Consider the following 20,908-nt stretch of genomic DNA (forward strand, 5'->3'; position numbering starts at 1 on the left):
AGATAGCGGGATCACACCCTACTGGATCGGGCAAGCGCTGGCCAGATGAGGTTCAGTCATCCATTCGCTGGTTGGGGAAAGAGGCAACGCGCGAATCAAAGCAGACCGCCTGGCATGCAGGCGGCCTGGGAGGCGCTTAGAACGCCAGGCCTACGCGCAGGCCGACTTGCTCCTGCTTTAGCTTGCTGCGCTCGGCGATGGCGCTGTTGCTGTCGAGCTCATAGCGGGTCTGGGTGTAGTACAGGCTGGTGCTGATCGGCAGGTTGTTGATGCCCTTGTTCCATAGCATGGTCAGCTCGCCGTACGGATTGACCTTGTCCTTGAGGTCCACGGAGTCGCTATCGCCATCGACCTTCAGGCGCGCTTCGGAATTGATGGAATAGCGCGCACCCACTTCCAGGCGCAGGGTGTAGTCCGGCGTCAGGTAGTTGTAGCCGAGGCCGGCCTTGGCGAAGGGCGACTTGCTGGTCAGCTTGACGTTGCTGTCGAGCGGGCCGACGTCGTCCTGTTCGATGCGACCCCAGTCGTAACCACCACCGACGATCACGTCGACATAGTTGTTGGTGCTCAACGCGGCGCGCAGGCCGAGGTCGATATCGGCACGCGCGGACTTGTATTCCACATCGTCCTTGTCACGGTATTGGCCTTCGATCCCCGCTTGGTAGATGAAGCCTTCCTGCCCGGTCAGCTTGTTACCGAAGTGGTAGAACAGGCCGCCTTGGTTGAGGCGCTCCTTGTCGCTTTCATCGTCCACGGTGAGCTTGTACTGGTTGTGCGAAGCGATGACACCGAAGGTCGAGATGGGGTCGGTGACCGAGTCTGCATAGGCCTGCGAGGCGCCCGCCAGGCACAGGGCGAGTGTTGCTTTGGGGGTTATGCTGGACAGCTGCATGACGATTTCCTTGGCAATGAGTGGATAACGCCGCTCACCGGGAGGTGGGACGCAAGTACCTAGACTGTCGATGCAGGGAGTGATTCGGCAAACCTGATGAACGGTCGCGAAACTGAACAGGCCCTGAACGGGCCTGGATTTGGCGAGAAAAACCTGACCGAATGGACAGTCTGTATTGGCTGTTTTTGCAGAAAGGGGCGCCCAGTGAATTCAGTCCAGCTTGACCACTTTGGCCAGGACCACCTTGGGCCCCTTCATCTTCTTGACGATGATGCGCAGGCCATCGGTTTCCAGCACCTCCTCTTCGTCAGGCATGCGCTTGAGGGTCTCGTAGATCAACCCGGCCAACGTTTCGGCCTCGATATGGTCGAGGTCGACACCGAGCAGGCGCTCGACCTTGGCCAGCGGCGTGTCGCCGCGCACCAGCAGCTTGCCCGGCTGGTAGGCGAGGATGCCGCGCTCGGCCTTGCGGTGTTCGTCCTGAATATCGCCGACCAGTGCTTCGAGCACGTCCTCCATGGTCAGGTAGCCGATCACCTTGCCGTCGGCCTCTTCGACCAAGGCGAAGTGCGCGCCGCCCTGACGGAACTGCTCGAGCAGCTGCGACAGCGGCATGTGCCGGCTGACGCGCTCCAGCGGGTGCATCAGATCCGCCAACTTGAGCGCTGACGGCAGCATCTCCAGCAGCGACAGGTGCAGCAGCAGGTCCTTGATGTGCAGCACGCCGACGAACTCGCCCTTGCTCTCGTCGAAGATTGGGTAGCGGCTGTACTTGTGCCGGCGGAAGGTGGTGAACACCTGATCCAGGCTGGCGTTGAGCTCCAGGAAAACCAGGTCCTCGCGAGAGTTGGCCCAGTCCACCACCTCCAGCTCACCCAGCTCGACAGCCGAAGCCAGCACCCGCAGGTCCTGGTCGTTGTCGCTGGTGGCACGGCTGGAATGCAGGATCAGCTTGAGCTCTTCGCGGCTGTAGTGATGCTCGTGGTGCGGCCCCGGCTCGCCCTGTCCGGCGATGCGCAGGATGGCGTTGGCACTGGCGTTGAGCACGAAGATCGCCGGGTACATCAGCCAGTAGAAGGCGTACAGCGGCGCTGCCGTCCACAGTGACAACAGTTCCGGCTTACGAATCGCCCAGGACTTGGGCGCCAGCTCGCCGATGACGATGTGCAGGTAGGAAATGATCGAGAACGCAGTGAAGAAGGCGATACCGTGAATCAGCTTGGGTGACTCCACACCAACCGCCACCAGCAGCGGCGTCAGCAGCTCGGCGAAGGCCGGCTCACCGACCCAGCCAAGCCCCAGCGAGGCCAGGGTGATGCCCAGTTGGCAGGCCGAGAGGTAGGCGTCCATCTGGTTGTGTACGGTGCGCAGGATGTGCCCGCGCCAGCCGTGGGCCTCGGCCAGGGCATCGACCTTGGTCGCGCGCAGACGCACGATGGCGAACTCCGCGGCGACGAAGAAGCCGTTGAGCAGAACCAGGAACAGGGCGAACAGCATGAGGCCGAAATCGGCAAAGTAGGCAGAAGCGGGGAGACTCGTGGAGGGGTCCATGAAGGTTCGGATTGGCCAAAGATCGCTAGAGGTTGGAGCTTCATCGCGGCGAATGCAAGCACTCAGCGCGCGCGCTGCACCACCTGTGCCGGGGCGAAATGGCAGGTGAAGGTGCTGCCCTTGCCAGGAACGCTGCTGATCTCCAGATTGCCACGGTGACGCAGCAGCACATGCTTGACGATAGCCAGTCCCAACCCGGTGCCACCGGTATTGCTGGCACGGCTCGAATCGACCCGGTAGAAGCGCTCGGTCAGGCGCGGCAAGTGCTTGGCCTCGATGCCCATACCGGTATCGCTAACCGACAGGTGTGCGCCCTTCTCGTCAGACCACCAACGAATACGGATGTCGCCTCCGGCCGGGGTGTACTTCACGGCGTTGAACACCAGGTTGGAGAAAGCGCTGCGCAGCTCGGCCTCACTGCCCTTGAGCTTCAGATGCGGATCGGCCTCCAGGCTGATGCGATGCTGTTGCTCACCAGACAATGCCTGGGCATCGTTCTTGATCGACAGCAGCATCAGGTCGGCCGCCACGGGCTGATTGTCCGACGGGTAATCGGTGGCTTCCAGCTTGGCCAACAGGAGCAGATCGTTGAGCAGGGTCTGCATGCGCGCCCCCTGTTGCTGCATCTGCTGCAATGCGCGCAGCCAGCGCGGATTGACCGCCTCGACGTTGTCCAGAAGCGTCTCCAGATAGCCAGCGATCACCGTCAACGGCGTACGCAGCTCGTGGGAGACGTTGGCGACGAAATCCTTGCGCATCTGCTCCAGCTGATACAGACGGGTAACGTCACGTACCAGCAACAGGTGCTCGCGATTGCCGTAGCGGGTGATATGGAACTGCAAGCGGCGGCGATCATTGATCGGCGAAGGAATCTCCAGGGCATCGGCATAGTTGCCACGCTCGAAGTAGTCCTTGAAACGCGGGTCGCGCACCAGGTTGGCCAATTGCTGGCCGCTGTCCTGCGGCGTCTTCAGGCCCAGCAGGGTCTCGGCTGCGCGGTTCCACCATTCCAGATTACCCTGGCTGTCGAGCATCACCACGGCATCCTTGAGGGCGGCAGTGGACTCCTGCACACGGTCGATCACCGCCTGCAAGCGGCCACGCGCCTTCTGGTTGCGGCGTTGCAAGTGGTAGATGCTGTCGAACACCTCGCCCCACAGGCCGTAGCCATCCGGCGGTGGCTCGTCGGGTTTGTGCTCGCGCAGCCATTTGTGCAGGCGCAGCAGCTGGCTGAGGGTCCAGCCCAGATGAATGGCCAGCCCCACGGCCAGCACCCAGGCATATTCACCGGTGATGAAACCGAGCAGCAGGCAGGCGCCAACCAGCAGCAACAGGCGGCGCACCACGGCGCCACGCCAGTCTTGATTCACGATGGAGCGCATCCTTGTCAGAAGAACGTGGGCGCAGAAACACCGCGCTAGCGATCAACCCTTGGTGGAGAAACGATACCCAGTCCCGCGCACGGTTTGTACCAGGTTTTCGTAAACATCACCGAGCGCCTTGCGCAGACGGCGGATGTGCACGTCGACGGTACGCTCCTCGACGTAGACGTTGCCGCCCCAGACCTGGTCGAGCAGTTGGCCGCGGGTGTAGGCACGCTCCTGGTGAGTCATGAAGAACTGCAGCAGGCGATATTCGGTCGGGCCCATCTCGGCCGGCTTGCCATCGATGGTCACACGATGACTGATGGGATCGAGCAACAGCCCGCCGACCTCGATCGGCGCCTCGCTGTCGCTGGGCCCGGCACGACGCAGCACGGCCTTGAGGCGGGCCACCAGCTCACGCGGCGAGAAGGGCTTGGTGATGTAGTCGTCGGCGCCGACTTCCAGGCCCTGGATCTTGTTGTCCTCTTCACCCTTGGCGGTGAGCATGATGATCGGGATATCGCTGGTCAGCTCGTCGCGCTTGAGGCGCCGGGCCAGTTCGATGCCGCTGGTGCCGGGCAGCATCCAGTCGAGCAGGATCAGATCGGGTTTGCGGTCGACGATCACGGCGTGGGCCTGCTGGGTGTTTTCCGCCTCCAGGCACTCGTAACCGGCCATCTCCAGGGCCACCGCAATCATCTCGCGGATCGGTGCTTCGTCATCGACGATCAGGATGTTCTTGCCAACCATGGTCCTGCCTCGGTTCGTTCAACTGTCTGCGCGCATTAGATAACGGAATTATTGCAGCGATATGACAGATGCGCGGCAGCACTTAACCTAAGGCGTAATCCAGCACGATCCCGACGAAGATTGCCAACCCCGCCCAGTGGTTGTGCAGGAAGGCGTTGAAGCACACCAATGGCTCGCGACGACGGGTAACGTGGAACTCCCAGGCGAAGCAGGCGGCGGCCACCAGCAGACCGAGGTGGAAGCACAGGCCCAGCTCGAAACGTGCGCCAGCCAGCAGCAGACAGAGCAGTGCCAGCCCCTGCAGGATGGCAATGATCAGCCGGTCGGCATCGCCGAACAGAATGGCGGTGGACCTGACTCCGATCTTCAGATCGTCCTCACGGTCAGCCATGGCGTAGTAGGTGTCGTAGGCCACGGTCCACAGCAGGTTGGCGATGTACAGCAGCCAGGCCTCAGGCGGCAGGCTGCCGGTCTCGGCGGTGAAGGCCATCGGCATGCCCCAGGAGAAGGCCGCGCCGAGCACCACCTGCGGGTAGAAGGTGTAGCGCTTCATGAAGGGGTAGCAGGCAGCCAGGGCCAGGCCACCGAACGACAACCAGATGGTGGTGGCATTGGTGAACAGCACCAGCACGAAACTCAGCGCCACCAGCACGGCGAACAGCACCAGCGCCTCGCGCGGCTTGATCTTGCCGCTGGCCAGCGGACGCGCCCTGGTGCGGCTGACGTGACCGTCGAAGTTGCGGTCGGCGTAGTCGTTGATCACGCAACCGGCGGCGCGCATCAGGATCACGCCAGCGACGAAGATGAACAGGTTCTTCGCGCTCGGCACGCCTTCGGCTGCCACCCACAGCGCCCACAAGGTCGGCCACAACAGCAGATAGATGCCGATGGGCTTGTCCAGGCGCATCAGCTGAATGAAGTCCCAGGCGCGCGAGTGCAGGCGGGTGGTCGATTGCAGCAGGCGGGTGTACATCAAAGCGTCTCCGTGCAGGTTGCGCGGATTATACGAGGGTTGGTGGCGTAGGGTGGATCGGGGCGCGTAGTCGACGCTTTTTTCATCCACCGCCACAGACGCGCGGATCGCTGATGGTGCCTACGCCTCGACACCTGCCGCTTGCCAGAACGCCGGCAGAAACACCTCGGCGACCAATACACCCAGCGCTCCACGGCTGAAGCACGAGCGCCGCGCCCACAGGCGCTCTTCGCGCACCTCTTGCGGCAGCCAGGCCGCCGGATAGCGGCAGGCCTGCAACTCGCCGCGATCGAAGGCCCGGTCACTGAACAGCAGCTCACCCAGCGAGCGACTGCCCAGCTCGGCCAGATTCAGCCCCGAGCCCTCCAGCGCACTGCGCGCAGCAACGCTACGGGCGAATACCCAGGGTTGACCGTGCCCCCGCAGGTACACCTCACGCACCCAACCCTGGCTGCCGTCGGCCACGCCAAGCAGCGCACACTCGTCAACGCGCAGGCGCTGCCAGCCTTCCTGCAACGGCATTACCGAGAAACCGTCAGCGGACAACGCAGTCAAGCGCCGGGTCAGCGAATCCTCGTTGAACAGCCAGTCGCGCACACCGGCAGAAGGCTGCGGATGCAGCTGGGCATTGGTCAGCCAGCGCGGCGGATGGGCGAGAGCGGCGTGAGGCACGGAAGGAAATCACCACGGATCGAAAGCGCGCGAGTCTAGCACGGCGTGGCAGGCGCTTTGAGACCGGGACATGAGCTGCAGGGACGTAGGGTGGGCCGGGCGGCGGTCCGCTTCAGCCCACCAACAACAACCAGCGCAGGCGAAGTCACTCAATACGGCTGCGGCGCGTACAACTGCGCCGAGCCCGGCTCGCCGAGCAGCTGTTCGAGAATCTCGTGGTGCATGGCCAGCAGCTTGCCGTTGCGCTCGTTGAGGCGCTTGCACTGGCCGGCCAGTTGGCCGAGCTGCTCCCAGGTGTGGACGAGGTGATTGCGCTGGGCCTGCGGATAACGCGCCAGCAGCTTCTGCATCGCGCTATGACCGCTGCCCAGCGCAAAGGCCGCCAGTACCTTGCTGCGGCGTTCGGCTCGGGCCTTGGCCTGATCGACCAGCGGCAGGATCTGCTCGTTGAGCAGATCGATCTGCTGACTGTCGCGCTTGAGCAACTGCTGATACAGCTCCTGCATCAGCCCGCGCAGGACCAGATAGTCGGCGCAGTCCTGCTCCAGATCCTGCTCGACGACCAGCAGCAGCTGTTGCTCACGCGCGGTGGTCACGCATCGCTACCGCTGTGATAGGTCAGCATGCTGCCGGCCAGCGCGGCCGGATCGCTGCTCAGTTCGCCGCGGGCCAGTGCCGCCTTGAGCTGGGCAACCTTGTCCAGGTCGACTTCGGGGAGGCTGCGCAAGGCGTCTTGCAGCTGCTCCAGACTCGGCTCCTGGCTGACACTCGCACGAGCATTGCCGCTCGACTGCGCACGGGCGCTCTGTACCTGTGCCGGAGCGTCGCTGGCCGGGTTAAGGCTGGGCTTGAGATGCCTGCTGATTTCCATGATTCGAATCCAACTCGCGTGGTGTTATGGCCTAAGAGCGACCGGGCGCGGCAAGAACTTAAACGCGTCGTGCAAAATTAACCGACCTGGGCTCGCCACCAGGCCTGCGCGGCCAGGCCATCCTGGATCTTCTGCTCCTGACGGGCAAGCAGATCCTGCCACTCGCCCATCTTGCCCTCGAGAAACTGGGTGATGACCTTCTCGCTGCGCATCGCCGCCAGCAGCTCGCCCTGAATGCGCGCCAGGTTCTCCTCGGCCAGCGCCAGCTCGCGGCGCTGCAGTTCGACCATCTTGTACAGCGTCGCCTTGTAGCGCTGCTGGTTGTCGCGCTGCAGCGGCGTGGTCATCGGTACGCTGAAACCGCACAAGCGGCTGAGCCCGGTGATGTTGTTGCGATAACGCTGACACAGGTTCTGCTGATAGCTGACCCGCCCGAGCATCTGCTGCACACGGTTGCCACGCAGGCTGGCCAGACGGCCGAGCACTTCCAGCTGTTCTTTCATTTGATGATGCTCTGCAAGGTGGCGATGCTGGCGCCGAGCTCGGCGCCGCTGCCGACCTCCTGACGCAGGAAGCGTTCGAGGCTGGGCGCCAGCTGCACGGCGCGGTCGGTCTTGGCGTCCATGCCCGGCGTGTAGCCGCCGAGCGGGATCAGCTCCTTGATCTTCTCGAAGGTGCTGTAGAACTCCTTGAACTGCCGCCCGGCCGCCAGATGCGCAGCCTCGCCGACCTGGCTCATGCAGCGGCTGACCGACGCGGAAATGTCGATGGCCGGATAGTGGCCGACGTCGGCCAGGCGCCTTGAGAGCACGATATGGCCGTCGAGAATCGCCCGCGCGCAGTCGACGATCGGGTCCTGATGGTCGTCGCCCTCGGCCAGCACAGTGTAGATGGCACTCAGGCTGCCGCTGCCGCTCTCGCCGTTGCCGGCGCTTTCCACCAACTCCGGCAGCATGCCGAATACCGACGGCGGATAGCCTTTGGTCGCCGGCGGTTCACCGAGGGCCAGGGCGATCTCGCGCTGAGCCATGGCATAGCGGGTCAGCGAGTCGACCAGCAACAGCACGTCCTGGCCCTGATCGCGAAAATAGGCGGCGATGCTGTGGCACAGCTCGGTGGCCTTCAGGCGCATCAGTGGTGATTCGTTGGCCGGTGCCACGACCACTACGGCCTTGCGCAGCCCTTCTTCGCCGAGGGAATGCAGGATGAATTCCTGCACCTCACGGCCGCGCTCACCGATCAGCCCGACCACCACCACATCGGCCTTGGTCTGCCGGGTGATCATCCCCAGCAGCACGCTCTTGCCCACCCCCGAGCCGGCGAACAGGCCAACGCGCTGGCCCTTGCCGAGGGTCAGCAGACCATTGATGGCGCGCACTCCAACATCCAGTGCGGCCTCCACCGGGCGACGGCGGAGCGGGTTGACCCTGGGCAGCTCGACCGGCAACGGGTCGCGCCCGCTGAGCTTGCCGCGCTCGTCCAGCGGCTCGCCGAGTCCGTTGACCACGCGCCCTAACCAGGACTCATCGATCTGCAGCAGCGCTTCGTCCTTGGCCGGGAACACCCGCGAGCCGGCGGCCAGGCCGACCGGCTTCTTGAACGGCATCAGGTAGGTGATATCGCGGTTGAAGCCGACCACCTGGGCATCCAGCAGGCTGCCGTCGGCCTGCTCGACGCGGCAGCGCTGGCCGGTGCTGCGCTGGCAGCCGAGGCTCTCCAGCAGCATGCCGGAGACCCGCACCAGACGCCCGGCCACCTTGGCCAGTTGCACGCCATCGAGCGAGCGCAGCGCTTCGTCGAGCTTGTAATCCAGCATGCGCGGTCAGGCCTCGGTCAGATGCAGGTGTTCGGCCAGGGTGTCGATGCAGGCATCCAGACGCTGCTGGCAACCCACGTCAGCCTCGGCCTGCGGCGTGACCACGCGGCACTCGCCCAGTGCCAGGCGCTCGTCGGCCACCAGCTTCCAGTTCGCCGCGCGCTCCGGCGCCAGCGCCTTGATCCGCGCGTATTCTTCGGGGCTGAGCAATACCTGCACGTCCTCGGGCTCACCCGGCATGCTGGTCAGGGCCTCCTCGACCAGTGCCAGCAACTGCGTCGGATGCAACGTCAGCTCGCAGCGGATGACTTGCTGCGAGACCTTCTTCACCAGCTCGAGCAGTTCCTGACGGCGCTTGTGCTCCAGCTCGCCGAGGTACTGCTCGACCTTCTCGCTGATCTGTTGCAGCGGCTGAGCGGCCAGTTCGAATTCGCGACGGCCTTCACTGCGCCCCTGCTCGCGCCCGAGCTTCACGCCCTCGTCGCGGCCCTGCTCGAAGCCGGCCTGACGCCCGGCCTCCTCGCCCTGCTGCAGGCCGTCCTGGTAACCCTTTTCGATGCCCTGCTGAAAGCCATCGGCCATGGCCCGCTGCAGGCCGGCGGCATCGCCGCTCCAGTCCACGGCTGGCTGGCTGCTGCGCGGGGGGAAGCGATAGGCGCGCCACGGGCGGGCGTCGCCGCTGATCACCTTGACCGTCATCTCATTCCACCGTCTGTTCGCGGAACAGCTGCACCTGCAGCTCGCCGCTGGCCGACATTTCGCGGACCACGGCCATGATGTCCTTGCGCACCTGCTCGACGCGGCTCAACGGCACCGGGCCCTGGCGGCGGTTGATCGACTCCATCTGCTGCGCCTGGCGCTTGGGCATGGCACCGGTGATGGCACGCACCAGTTCGGGCTCGGCACCCTTGAGGGCGACCACCCACTCTTCCAGCGGCACGGCTTCGAGCAGCGCCTGCAGCACGTCCTGGTTCTGCCGCGAGAGGATGAAGAAGTCGTACATTTCATCCTCGATGCGCTCGACCAACTGATCGTCATGGGCGCGCAACAGTTCGAACATCTGCCCGCGATCACCCTTGAAGCGGTTCATGATGTCCGCCGCCTGCTTGACCCCGCGCACCTGCGAGCCCTGCGTGCTGAGCACTGCCAGGCTGCGCTCGATCAGCTGCTCCAGCTCGGCGATGACATCGCTGTTGACCTCGTTGAGGTTGGCGATGCGATACAGCAGCTCGTCCTGGCGCTCCTTGGGCATGCATTCGAGCACTTCGCTGGCCATGCCCGGCGGCAGGAAGGCGAGGAACACCGCCTGCATCTGCGCGTGCTCCTTGGCGATCAACGCGGCGAACTGCTTGGGGTCGAGCCACTCCATCTTGGCCATCTTGGCGCGGATCTCCTCGCCGTAGATGCTGTCGAGTAGCGAACGGGTGATTTCGCTGCCCAGCGCCTTGCTGAGCATGCCGTCGAGGTAGCCACGCGAGGCGCCCTTGATGCTGCTCTGCTCCTTGTAGTCCTCGAAGAAGCGGCCGATGACATCGGAAACCATCGGTTGCTTGACGTTGGACAGCCGCGCCATCGCCTGGCTGATGCTGACGATTTCCTCGCGCGAGAAGTGCTTGAGCACCCCGGCAGAAATCTCGTCACCCATGCTCAGCATGAGAATGGCGGCCTGCTCGGACGTACTCAGCGAGCGCTTCTGCACGCGCAGGCGCATTTCCTTGGCGGTGGAACCACCGCGGCCGTCAGGCTGGGTTGAGGTCTCGTTCATTACGCCCTATCCACTGTTTGATGACTTCCGAGACACGCTCGGGATCGTTCTTGGCCAGCATCTGCAAGTGTTCGATCTGTAGCTCCAGACCCGAGCCGGGCGCCGGCAGGCGAATCTCCGACAGGGGGCTGAGTTCGCCGAGCACGGTAGCGCCCGGCGCATCGTCGCCAACACGCGCCAGCAGGCGCTCCGCCGCGCGTTCGGCGTGCAGCGCCAGCTGGTCGTCGCCCTCGACCGCCACAGGCATACCAGGCTGGCTGCGCTGGCTCAGGCTGCGTACCGCAGGGCGCACCACCATCAGCAACAGCAGCAGGCTGATCAGGGCGAACACGCCGAGCTTGGCCAGATCATGCACCTTGGCGTTTTCCCACCAGGGCAGCAGCTCGTCTCCGGCACTGCCGATACCGGCATCGGTGAAAGGGAAGACGCTCAGCGTCAGCAGATCACCGCGCGCCTGATTGAAGCCCACCGCGCTCTTGACCATGGCCGTAAGCTCCTCGCGCGCCTCGGGCGTCCAGCCACCCTCTGGCGCCACAGCGGCATTGAGCACCACGGCGATGCTCTGCTGACGCAGGCTGAAGGGCGCATGTTTGACGTGCGTGACGCTCTGGTCGTAATCCAGCTGGCGGTTGGACTCCTTGCGCAGCGAGGTCGCCGCCTGGTTGGCAGGCTCCGCCGGAGCACCCGCCTGCGCCTGATCGGCAGGCGGCTCCGGCGCGGGTTGCGGCGGACGATTGGCCAGCGAGCCGGGAACGCCGAGGGCCAGTTGGTCGAGCACGCTCTCGTCGCGCAGCACTTCATTGCGCAGGCGCGGCGTCTCGCCGTAGGACTGGAAGGTCTCTTCCTTCTGACTGAAGTCGATATCGGCAGACACGCTGATACGGTAGTTACCGCCGCCGAGTACCGGCGCCAGCACCGCCTCGGCATTGGCCACGGCCTTGCTCTGGTAGTCGTCGACCACCTGCCAGTTCTGCACCGGGCCGCCCAGCGTGTCGATACCGCGCGACAGCAGTGCGCCGTACTGGTCGACGACCTGGACATTGCCGGCATCGAGCTGCGGCACGCTGCCCGCCACCAGATTGACGATGGCGCTGACCTGCTCCGGCGCCAGCTTGTAGCCAGGCGCCAGCTGCAGCATCACCGAGGCCTTGCCCGGCTCGCGCTTGCCGACCACGAAGGAGCTGCTCTCCTGCAGCGCCAGGTGCACACGGGCACCCTCCACGCCCTTGAGCGCCATCACCGTACGCGCCAACTCCCCCTCCAGGCTGCGCTTGAGGCGCACATCCTGGACGAACTGGCTGGTGCCCAGCGGCTCGTCCTTGTCGAACAGCTCGTAGCCGGCCGGCACCTTCACCTGCACGCCCTTGGCCGCCAGCAACATCCGCGCGCGGCCAAGCTGATCCTCGCGTACCAGCACCTGACCGCTCTGCGGATGCAGGCGGTAGCTGATCGCGTCACCGTCGAGCACCTGCATCACCTCGGCGGCCGGATAGGCCTCGCCACTGCCATACAGTGGACGGAACGAGCCCTGGTCGCGCCAGAGGTAGAACACCACACCAACCGCCAGCAAGGCGGCGATCAGCGCGAGGCCGATCAGGGTCATGCGTGGATCGAGTTTCAGCCCGTGTTCAGGCAGCTTGCTTCTTATGGTCTGCAGCACGCGTCAGTCCCCGATCCGCTTACAGCGGCATCTTCATGATGTCGTCGAAAGCGCTGGATAGCTTGTTGCGCACCTGCATCAGCGCGCTGAACGAAACACTGGCCTTCTGGCTCTCGATCATCGCCCCCACCAGGTCATCGCTCTGCCCGCTGTCCACGGCTGCCATCAGCTCGCCGGAACGGTGCTGCTGCGCGTCCACCGCACGCACCGCATTGTCGAAAGCCGCAGCAAACCCGGGCTCGCCAGGCTGTACGGCAAAGGCTTGCGCCGGCTTGATCGGCATCGCTTCGCTGAGGTTCTTCAGCTGCTCCATACGGCCCAGCAGGTCCTGCTGCACCTGGCTAATCGAATTCATCCTTTGCTTCTCCTAGACGGGAATCTGAACGCCCTGTTCGCGCATGGCGTTGAGGCGATAGCGCAGTGCGCGCGGGGTCATGCCAAGGCTTTCGGCGGCCTTGGTCTTGTGCCCGCCGAAACGGCGGATGGTGTCGATCACATGTTGGTACTCGGCCCACTTGCCGCTCGCGCGCAAGGCTGCCTTGCCGCCTTCGAGCGCCTGTGGCTGCAGACGTGGCGCCTGTTCTGCCGCGCTGCTCACAGGGACGCTCAGGCCCAGGTCCTGAGCCTGGATATACAGGCCATTGCGCAGAATCAACGCGCGCTGCAGGCAGTTCTCCAGCTCGCGCACGTTGCCCGGCCAGTCATGCGCCAGCAGGGCGCGGCAGGCATCTTCGGTGAGCAGTTCGTGACGCGCGTCCTGCGGCGCGTACTGGCGAATGAAGCGACGCGCCAAGGCCAGCACGTCCTCCTTGCGCTCACGCAGCGGGCTGATATGCAGCGGCAGTACATCGAGACGGAACATCAGGTCGGCGCGGAAACGGCCCTCGGCCACTTCCTGCTGCAGATCGCGGTTGGTGGCGGCGATGATGCGCACGTCCAAGGCAATTTCACGGCGCCCGCCCAGACGCTCGACGCGCTGCTCCTGCAGCACACGCAACAGCTTGGCCTGCAGGCCCAGCGGCAGTTCACCGATCTCGTCGAGCAACAGCGTGCCGCCATTGGCCAGTTCGAACTTGCCCGGCTGAGCGCTAACTGCGCCGGTGAAGGCGCCCTTCTCATGGCCGAAGAGAATGGATTCGAGCATCTGTTCGGGGATCGCCGCGCAGTTCACGGCGATGAAGGGTGCATCGTCCTGCGCGGAAAAGCGGTGGATGTAGCGGGCCATCAGCTCCTTGCCGGTGCCGGTCTCACCGGTGATCAGAATGGGCGCGCGGGTCATGGCCACACGCTGAGCCATGGCCAGCAAACGGCGACCTGCCTGCGAGCAGGAAACGAAGCCTTCCTCGCCGGAGCTGGCCGATTCCTGACGACGCAGCAGCGCACTGAGCTGGGCTTCGCTGAAAGGTGCCAGGAGGTAGTCGACGCACCCCAGCTCTAGAAGTGCTGCGGCCTTCTCCTGGTCGGCATATTCCACCACCGGCACTACACCGACACGACCAACCTGACGCAGGATGGCGCCTACCTGTGCATAAAGAGTGTTGCCCGCCAGGCTGCTGACGAACACCAGCACCAGGCTGGCACTTTCCAGTGCCCGCGGGTCCAGCTCGAGACAGCTGGCGAAGCGGCGTACCTGAAAACCCTGGCGCAGCAGACCACCGGTCAACAGGCGCTCGCTGGCCGCATCGGCCTGACCGATCACCACTATATGTTGCTGCCCCAGCTGTTCATTGAACAACTCGTCGCAGGCGTAACTTACCGTTTGAGTTGAATGCTTCAAGGTAAATCACCCGATGTCTTTCATGAGCCCGGCGGCGGCATTCGACCCCGTGTACAAAACTGCCAAGCAGATGACAGATTTTTTTCACGTGGCCCCTTAATCTTTCGAAACTTTCCGTCGCTTGTATTGGTCAACTTCGGCAGCACTTGGCGGCGTGACTTATATACGCGCAACGGATCACGGCGCGAACGTTAACAAGCGCACAGAAATTCGCCGAATTACTTGTTGTTATTTCCTATCAATGCTGGCAAGCCGCTATCAAAGACAGCATTTGATATCTATTGATTTAATTTCTCGCCCTCCCTCAGCCTAGACTCCTCCTCGTCATCACGGACCTGCGCGCTTTTCCCGGATGAATTCGACGCCATGGCCAAGGCACCGCTGCCAACGCCCGCCGGCATATCAAAACGTCCTCTGCACGCCCATCGAATGCACTCGATGGTGCACACGCAGTTACAACCAGGAATACAGCCCACAACATGACCGGGATTAAAAAAGTCCTTCATGGCGTGCCCGCCGACAGTCTGACCCGGTTGAAACCGCAGAAACTTGGCCGGCATTACCACAAGATTCCCCACTATATTCGCGAGCTCTCCAGCAAGTACCCGCGAATTATCAGTGACTACTTTCTGCGTAACTATCGGATCAATCTTGAACTGCTGCGAGTCGATGTTCACGAGCACGTGAATAAAGATGCCGAGTGCCTCTATCGCTCGACGCTGGGCAAGGTCGGTTTCGCCATGGACCGCGCCCTGCTGACCGAAGCACTGGAGTGTTACTACGGCGGCACTTGCCTGCCCAACCATGAAGCGCCGCCAGTGAGTACCTCGGAGCAGCGCATGCGTACGCGTCTGGGTCTGGACGTGACCCAGTTGTTCGCCCGCTCGATTCTCGCCGGCCAGACCTTCGGCAAGCTCGAGCCTTACGACAACACCTATGAAGAAGCGGCCTGGGAGTACGTGGCAGAGTTCCACTTCACCAGTCATATCACCGGCAGCCAGGCATCGATCTTCATCTATCTGGATACGCAGCTGGTCGATGAGCTGACCAGCCGCCTGGCAACACCTGTCCCCATGACCCAGAGCGGTAACTCGCTCAACCAGATTCGCCAGTTGCCGGTGCGTCTGGACTGCGTGGTGGCCAGCCTGCAGATGCCCCTGTCGCAAGTGCTTGCCCTGCGCCCCGGCGACATCCTGCCGATGCGCCTGCTGGAGCGCTGCGATGTACAGATCAACCAGCAGAAGCTGTTTCGCGGTGCCATCTTCGAAGACGACGGCTCCTTGTTCCTGACTTCTCTTGAGAGCGTGAAGACCCCATGAGCAGCCCCATTTCCGATAACGATTTCGATAGCCTGATCAATGACGCCGGCCTCAATCTCGATGAGGCCGTCAGCGACTCCGTCCCTGAGCAAGCGCCTGCCAGCCTGCCGCAGCAGGACCTGAGCTTCTTCGGCAAGATCCCGGTCAACGTCACCCTGGAAGTCGCCTCCACCGAGATCACCCTCAAGGAGCTGATGGACGTCGACGCCGGCAGCGTGATCGCCCTCGACAAGCTGGCCGGCGAGCCGCTGGACGTGAAGGTCAACGGCGCGCTGTTCGCCAAGGCCGAAGTGGTGGTGATGAACGGCAACTACGGCCTGCGCATTGTCGAGCTGTCCGGTAGCGGCCTCAGCGGGCTGGGCGTGTGATGCTGCGCCGTCTGCTGCAATCCGGCCTGCTGCTGGCGGCGCTGTGCTGCCCGTTGCTGGCCCAGGCGGCCGGCGGCGATATCACCCTGTTCAACTTCAACGACACCGAAGATGGCCAGACCCTGAGCGTCAAGCTACAGATCCTGCTGATCATGACGCTGCTGGGCTTTCTCCCGGCCATGCTGATGATGATGACCTGTTTCACCCGCTTCATCATCGTCCTGGCCATCCTGCGCCAGGCCATCGGCCTGCAGCAGAGCCCACCGAACCCGGTGCTGGTCGGCATCGCCCTGTGCCTCACCCTGCTGGTGATGCGCCCGGTGTGGCAGGAGATGTATACCGAGGCCTACGTGCCCTTCGAGGCCGACCAGATCAGCCTCGAACAGGGTCTGGGCGAAGGCAAGCGCATCATCAGCCAGTTCATGCTGGCGCAGACCAGCAAGAACTCGTTGGAAACCCTGGTCGCCCTGGCCGGCGAGGAAATGCCCGAAGACCTGGCTCAACTGGACTTCTCCCTGCTGCTGCCAGCCTTCGTCCTTAGCGAGCTGAAGACCGCCTTTCAGCTCGGCTTCATGATCTTCGTGCCCTTTCTGGTGATCGACCTGGTGGTGGCCAGCGTGCTGATGGCGATGGGCATGATGATGCTCTCGCCGATGATGATCTCGCTGCCGTTCAAGCTGATGATCTTCGTTCTGGTCGATGGCTGGACGCTGCTGGTCGGCACCCTTACCACCAGTATTCAGCCCTATTAGCGAGGCTTCGCGATGCTCACGCCCGAACACGCCGCCGAGCTGGTGGCTCACGCGGTCTATATCACTGGCATCATCGTCTGCGTGCTGGTGGTGCCGAGCCTGCTCGGCGGCCTGCTGGTGAGCATTTTCCAGGCTGCCACGCAGATCAACGAACAGATGCTCAGCTTCCTCCCGCGCCTGCTGATCACCCTGGCCATGCTGCTGTTCGCCGGCCACTGGATCCTGCGCACGCTGGGGGATCTGTTCATCGAAACCTTCAAGCAGGCCGGGCATCTGGTGGGCTGAAGCATGTCCGAACCCGTGCTGCATGCCAGCCAGTATCTGACCAGCCTGCAGGCTTACTGGTGGCCCTTCTGCCGCATCGTTGCCCTGCTCAGCATGGCGCCGCTGTTCAACCACAAGGCAGTCTCGGTACGCGTGCGCATCCTCCTCGCCCTGGCCTTGACCATCGCTCTTGGCGCAGCGCTGCCGGACATGCCCGAAATTGACCCACTGTCACTGAAGGGGCTGTTGACCGCACTGGAGCAGATCGCTTTCGGCGTGCTGCTGGGTCTGACCCTGCAACTGGTGTTCACCATCTTCATGCTGGTCGGTGAAGTGGTGTCGACGCAGATGGGCATGAGCATGGCGCGCTACAACGACCCGGTAAACGGCGTGTCGTCGTCTTCGATCATCTACCAGTTGTACTTCATCCTGCTGGTGCTGCTGTTCTTCGCCATCGACGGCCACCTGGTCACTGTCAGCGTGCTGTACCAGAGTTTCCTGTTCTGGCCGGTAGGCAGCGGCCTGCATTACCTGGGCGCACAAAGCTTCGTGCAGGCCTTCGCCTGGGTGCTGGCAGCAGCCGTGCTGGTCACCTTGCCCCTGGTGTTCTGCCTGACCCTGGTGCAGTTCTGCTTCGGCCTGCTCAACCGCATTTCGCCGGCCATGAACCTGTTCTCCCTGGGCTTTCCCATCAGCATTCTGATGGGCCTGCTGTGCATCTATCTGACCCTGCCCAACCTGCCCGACAGCTACCTGCACCTGACCCGCGAGTTGCTCAACGGCATCGGCGTGATTCTGCGCGAGGGCGGCGATGTCTGAGCAGAACAGCGGCCAGGAGAAAACGGAAGAAGCCTCCGCGCACAAACTGAAGAAGAGCAAGGATGATGGCCAGGTCGCGCGCTCCAAGGACCTGTCGACCACCATCTCGCTGATCGCCACCCTGTTCATCCTCAAGTTCAGCGCCGGGCTTTTTCTGGAAGGGCTCAGCGACAGCTTCCGCCTGTCCTATATCCAGTTCGGCCACAGCGAGATCGGCCTGGATGATCTCGACACCCTGCTTGGCTACAACATGCTGGTGTTCATCAAGCTGCTGTCTCCCCTGCTGCTCACCTCCGTGCTGGTGGTGGCGCTGTCGCTGGTGCCGGGCGGCTGGGTGTTTTCCGCGAAAAACTTTGCGCCGAAATTCAGCAAGCTCAATCCCATCACCGGCCTCGGCAGGATTTTCTCGGCGCAGAACTGGAGCGAACTGCTCAAGTCGATCCTCAAGGTTCTGGTGCTGCTCGGTGTCGGCTACGTTCTGGTGCGCGCGGCCCTCCCGGACCTGATCGCCCTGCAGCGCAGCAGTGTGCTCGAGGCGATCTCGGCGGCGCTGGACCTGACCTTCAACCTGACCCTGTGCCTGATGCTGATCTTCGTGGTGTTCTCCTTCATCGACATCCCGCTGCAGCGCTACTTCTTCCTCAAGAAGATGCGCATGACCAAGCAGGAGCGCAAGGAGGAGCACAAGAACCAGGAGGGCCGCCCCGAGGTCAAGGCGCGTATCAAGCAGCTGCAACGGCAGATGCTGCAAAGGCAGATCAGCAAGGTAATCAAGAACGCCGACGTGATCATCGTCAACCCGACGCACTATGCCGTGGCGCTGAAGTACGACACCAAGAAGGCCGCCGCGCCCTTCGTGCTGGCCAAGGGCGTCGACGAGACTGCCCTGTACATGCGTCAGATGGCCAAGAAGCACGAACTCGAGGTGGTGGAAATTCCGCCACTGGCACGCGCCATCTACTTCACCACCCAGATCAACCAGCAGATCCCGGCCCCGCTGTATACCGCCGTGGCCCATGTGCTGACCTACATCCTGCAGCTCAAGGCCTGGCGCCAGGGCCGTAGAAGCAAGCCAGAACTGGCGAGCAACCTCCCGATTCCCGACAGCTTGGCCAACAGGGGCTGATTCATGAACCTACTGCAGCAACTCGCGCCCACCTTCCGCAGCGGCCGCATCGGTATTCCGGTGCTGATCCTGTCGATCCTGGCCATGGTCATTCTGCCGCTGCCACCGGTGCTGCTCGATGCCCTGTTCACCTTCAACATCGCCATGGCCATCTTGGTGCTGCTGGTCAGCGTGTCGTCGAAGAGCCCGCTGGATTTTTCCCTGTTTCCCACGGTCATCCTGATCACCACCCTGCTGCGCCTGTGCCTGAACGTCGCCTCCACGCGTGTGGTACTGCTTGAGGGCCATACCGGTACCGGCGCGGCGGGCAAGGTCATCGAGTCGTTCGGCGAGGTGGTGATCGGCGGCAACTTCATCGTCGGCCTGGTGGTGTTCGTGATCCTGATGATCATCAACTTCATCGTCATCACCAAGGGCGGCGAGCGTATCTCCGAGGTCACTGCGCGCTTCACCCTCGATGCATTGCCGGGCAAGCAGATGGCCATCGATGCCGACCTCAATGCCGGCCTGATCGAGCAGCACGAAGCCAAGCGTCGCCGCGCCGAAGTGGCCAAGGAAGCGGACTTCTACGGGGCCATGGACGGCGCCTCGAAGTTCGTCCGTGGCGATGCCATCGCCGGCATTCTGATCCTCCTGATCAACCTGTTCGGCGGCTTCGCCATCGGCCTGTTCGTCTACGACCTGGGTGCAGGCCAGGCTTTCCAGCAGTATGCCCTGCTGACCATCGGTGATGGCCTGGTGGCGCAGATTCCGGCACTGCTGCTGTCCACTGCAGCAGCGATCATCGTCACGCGGATCAACGAATCCTCGGACATCACCCAGCAGGTGAACCGTCAGTTGCTGGCCCAGCCGGCACTGCTCTATACCGTGGCCGGTATTCTGCTCACCCTGGCGCTGGTGCCAGGCATGCCGCACCTGGCGTTCATCAGCTTCGCCGCCCTGGTGGCGTTCATCGCCTGGATGGTCTCGCGCAACGGCCCACCCACTGAAGCCGCCAGCCTCGAACAGGTCGAGGCATTGGGCAAGGCGATGGAACAGGAACGTGCGCAGAACATGGCGTGGGAGGACATCCCGCTGGTCGAGCGTCTGTCCGTGTCGCTGGGCTACAAATTGGTCGGTCTGGTCAACGAAGCCGCCGGCGCACCTCTGACCCAGCGCGTGCGCGGCGTACGTCAGACCCTGTCGGAAAGCCTGGGCTTCCTGCTGCCAGAAGTGCATATCCGCGACAGCCTGCGCTTGAAAGCCTCGCAGTACAGCATCCAGATCAATGGCGAGAAGATCGACAGCGCCGAGCTGCATGCCGATCGCATGATGGCTATCCCCTCACCGGAGCTCTATGGCGAGATCGACGGCATTCTCGGTGTCGACCCGGCCTACCGCATGCAGGTGGTGTGGATCCATCCAGAAGACAAGGCGCGTGCGCTGAATCTCGGCTACCAGGTGATCGACTGTGCCAGCGTCATCGCCACGCACCTGAACAAGGTCATCCGTGAGCATCTACCCGATGTGTTCAAGCACGACGATGTCGATCATCTGATGCAGCGTCTGCAGGTGCAGGCGCCGAAGCTGGCCGAGAGCCTGAAGAGTCAGCTCAGCTACACCCAGCAACACCGCGTCTACCGCCAGCTGTTGCAGGAGCAGGTGCCACTCAAGGATATCGTCACCATCGCCACGACGCTGCTGGAAGCCAGCGAATCGACCAAGGACCCGGTACTGCTGGCCTCGGACGTGCGCTATGCACTGCGCCGCAGCATCGTCGGCATGATCGCCGGCGAGCGCCAGGAGCTGTCGGTGTTCATTCTCGAAAATGCGCTGGAAAACACCTTGCTCAATGCCTTGGCCATCGCCCAGCAGGCCGGCCCGGTGAGCCTGGACAACATCCCGGTAGAACCCAGCCTGCTCAATCAGCTGCAGAACACCATGCCGGTGGTGAAGGAGAAACTGCGCAAGGACGGCCATCCACCGATCCTTACCGTGATGCCGCAGCTACGCCCGCTGCTGGCGCGCTACGCCCGGGTATTCAGCCCCGGCCTGCATGTACTGTCGCAGAACGAGATCCCGGACCGAGTTGGCGTCAATATCCTCGGCACTCTGGGCTGATTGGCCAAGGTTTCAACACGCAGGTGGATGCGTGCTTCGCATCCACCACGCCTACCCTGAAAGAAGACA

The 20,908-nt window shown here is 63.2% G+C and carries 22 protein-coding genes; 7 read left to right on the forward strand and 15 right to left on the reverse strand.

Annotated features, from left to right (window positions below; translation table 11 throughout):
• Positions 1-136: 136 nt before the first annotated feature.
• From JWV26_RS09020 to JWV26_RS09090, 15 genes are all read right to left on the reverse strand, one after another.
• On the reverse strand, positions 137-892 hold the full coding sequence (locus JWV26_RS09020; protein WP_072426162.1) for an outer membrane beta-barrel protein: 756 nt from the start codon (positions 890-892) through the stop codon (positions 137-139).
• A 210-nt stretch (positions 893-1,102) separates the two neighbouring features.
• Entirely contained in the window at positions 1,103-2,443 is a 1,341-nt protein-coding gene (locus tag JWV26_RS09025) for a hemolysin family protein (RefSeq protein WP_072426161.1), read from the reverse strand.
• A gap of 62 nt (positions 2,444-2,505) precedes the next feature.
• Entirely contained in the window at positions 2,506-3,825 is a 1,320-nt protein-coding gene (gene phoR / locus JWV26_RS09030) for a phosphate regulon sensor histidine kinase PhoR (RefSeq protein WP_072426160.1), read from the reverse strand.
• Between the two features lie 42 nt (positions 3,826-3,867).
• Positions 3,868-4,557 (reverse strand): phosphate regulon transcriptional regulator PhoB, encoded by a 690-nt coding sequence (gene phoB, locus JWV26_RS09035; protein ID WP_072426159.1) that lies wholly within the window; start codon positions 4,555-4,557, stop codon positions 3,868-3,870.
• 82 nt (positions 4,558-4,639) lie between these two features.
• Positions 4,640-5,530 (reverse strand): 4-hydroxybenzoate octaprenyltransferase, encoded by an 891-nt coding sequence (ubiA, locus tag JWV26_RS09040; RefSeq protein ID WP_206418864.1) that lies wholly within the window; start codon positions 5,528-5,530, stop codon positions 4,640-4,642.
• Between the two features lie 120 nt (positions 5,531-5,650).
• Positions 5,651-6,202: a chorismate--pyruvate lyase family protein gene (locus JWV26_RS09045; RefSeq protein ID WP_206418865.1), complete on the reverse strand. Its 552-nt coding sequence runs from the start codon at positions 6,200-6,202 to the stop codon at positions 5,651-5,653.
• 149 nt (positions 6,203-6,351) lie between these two features.
• Positions 6,352-6,798, reverse strand: a complete 447-nt coding sequence (gene flgN / locus JWV26_RS09050; RefSeq protein ID WP_093051444.1) for a flagellar protein FlgN — start codon at positions 6,796-6,798, stop codon at positions 6,352-6,354.
• A complete protein-coding gene (gene flgM, locus JWV26_RS09055; protein ID WP_021490727.1) occupies positions 6,795-7,073 on the reverse strand; it encodes a flagellar biosynthesis anti-sigma factor FlgM in 279 nt (92 codons plus the stop codon). The genes flgN and flgM overlap by 4 nt, the downstream gene beginning before the upstream one ends.
• A 77-nt stretch (positions 7,074-7,150) precedes the next feature.
• Positions 7,151-7,576 (reverse strand): flagellar FliJ family protein, encoded by a 426-nt coding sequence (locus JWV26_RS09060; RefSeq protein ID WP_017676086.1) that lies wholly within the window; start codon positions 7,574-7,576, stop codon positions 7,151-7,153.
• Entirely contained in the window at positions 7,573-8,889 is a 1,317-nt protein-coding gene (gene fliI / locus JWV26_RS09065; protein WP_017676087.1) for a flagellar protein export ATPase FliI, read from the reverse strand. Before fliI ends, JWV26_RS09060 begins: the two co-directional genes overlap by 4 nt.
• 6 nt (positions 8,890-8,895) lie before the next feature.
• Complete coding sequence (gene fliH, locus JWV26_RS09070; protein ID WP_064495791.1) at positions 8,896-9,588, reverse strand: flagellar assembly protein FliH; 693 nt, start codon at positions 9,586-9,588, stop codon at positions 8,896-8,898.
• 1 nt (position 9,589) lies between these two features.
• On the reverse strand, positions 9,590-10,654 hold the full coding sequence (locus tag JWV26_RS09075) for a FliG C-terminal domain-containing protein (RefSeq protein ID WP_021490730.1): 1,065 nt from the start codon (positions 10,652-10,654) through the stop codon (positions 9,590-9,592).
• Positions 10,629-12,314, reverse strand: a complete 1,686-nt coding sequence (gene fliF / locus JWV26_RS09080; RefSeq protein ID WP_072426151.1) for a flagellar basal-body MS-ring/collar protein FliF — start codon at positions 12,312-12,314, stop codon at positions 10,629-10,631. The genes JWV26_RS09075 and fliF overlap by 26 nt, the downstream gene beginning before the upstream one ends.
• Before the next feature lie 19 nt (positions 12,315-12,333).
• Entirely contained in the window at positions 12,334-12,669 is a 336-nt protein-coding gene (gene fliE / locus JWV26_RS09085) for a flagellar hook-basal body complex protein FliE (protein WP_017676091.1), read from the reverse strand.
• Positions 12,670-12,681: 12 nt separating this feature from the next.
• Entirely contained in the window at positions 12,682-14,091 is a 1,410-nt protein-coding gene (locus JWV26_RS09090; RefSeq protein ID WP_072426150.1) for a sigma-54 interaction domain-containing protein, read from the reverse strand.
• Positions 14,092-14,570: 479 nt separating this feature from the next.
• Between JWV26_RS09090 and JWV26_RS09095 the strand changes: the two genes are divergently transcribed.
• From JWV26_RS09095 to flhA, 7 genes are read left to right on the forward strand one after another with little or no spacing between them, the layout of a single operon-like run.
• The gene (locus JWV26_RS09095) at positions 14,571-15,410 is read left to right on the forward strand and encodes a FliM/FliN family flagellar motor switch protein (RefSeq protein ID WP_079785216.1); all 840 of its coding nucleotides are present in this window, start codon (positions 14,571-14,573) and stop codon (positions 15,408-15,410) included.
• Entirely contained in the window at positions 15,407-15,778 is a 372-nt protein-coding gene (gene fliN, locus JWV26_RS09100) for a flagellar motor switch protein FliN (RefSeq protein WP_021490734.1), read from the forward strand. Before JWV26_RS09095 ends, fliN begins: the two co-directional genes overlap by 4 nt.
• Positions 15,778-16,530: a flagellar type III secretion system pore protein FliP gene (fliP, locus tag JWV26_RS09105; RefSeq protein ID WP_206418866.1), complete on the forward strand. Its 753-nt coding sequence runs from the start codon at positions 15,778-15,780 to the stop codon at positions 16,528-16,530. Before fliN ends, fliP begins: the two co-directional genes overlap by 1 nt.
• Before the next feature lie 12 nt (positions 16,531-16,542).
• Positions 16,543-16,815, forward strand: a complete 273-nt coding sequence (locus JWV26_RS09110) for a flagellar biosynthetic protein FliQ (RefSeq protein ID WP_017676096.1) — start codon at positions 16,543-16,545, stop codon at positions 16,813-16,815.
• Between the two features lie 3 nt (positions 16,816-16,818).
• Positions 16,819-17,613 carry a flagellar biosynthetic protein FliR gene (gene fliR, locus JWV26_RS09115; protein WP_206418867.1) on the forward strand — a complete coding sequence of 265 codons (795 nt, stop codon included), beginning with the start codon at positions 16,819-16,821 and terminating at the stop codon, positions 17,611-17,613.
• A complete protein-coding gene (flhB, locus tag JWV26_RS09120; RefSeq protein ID WP_206418868.1) occupies positions 17,606-18,739 on the forward strand; it encodes a flagellar biosynthesis protein FlhB in 1,134 nt (377 codons plus the stop codon). The genes fliR and flhB overlap by 8 nt, the downstream gene beginning before the upstream one ends.
• 3 nt (positions 18,740-18,742) lie before the next feature.
• Positions 18,743-20,839, forward strand: coding sequence for a flagellar biosynthesis protein FlhA (flhA, locus tag JWV26_RS09125; protein ID WP_206418869.1), 2,097 nt, complete (start codon positions 18,743-18,745; stop codon positions 20,837-20,839).
• Positions 20,840-20,908: the final 69 nt, after the last annotated feature.

It is taken from the genome of Ectopseudomonas toyotomiensis (assembly GCF_017167985.1).
Lineage (GTDB): Bacteria > Pseudomonadota > Gammaproteobacteria > Pseudomonadales > Pseudomonadaceae > Aquipseudomonas > Aquipseudomonas toyotomiensis.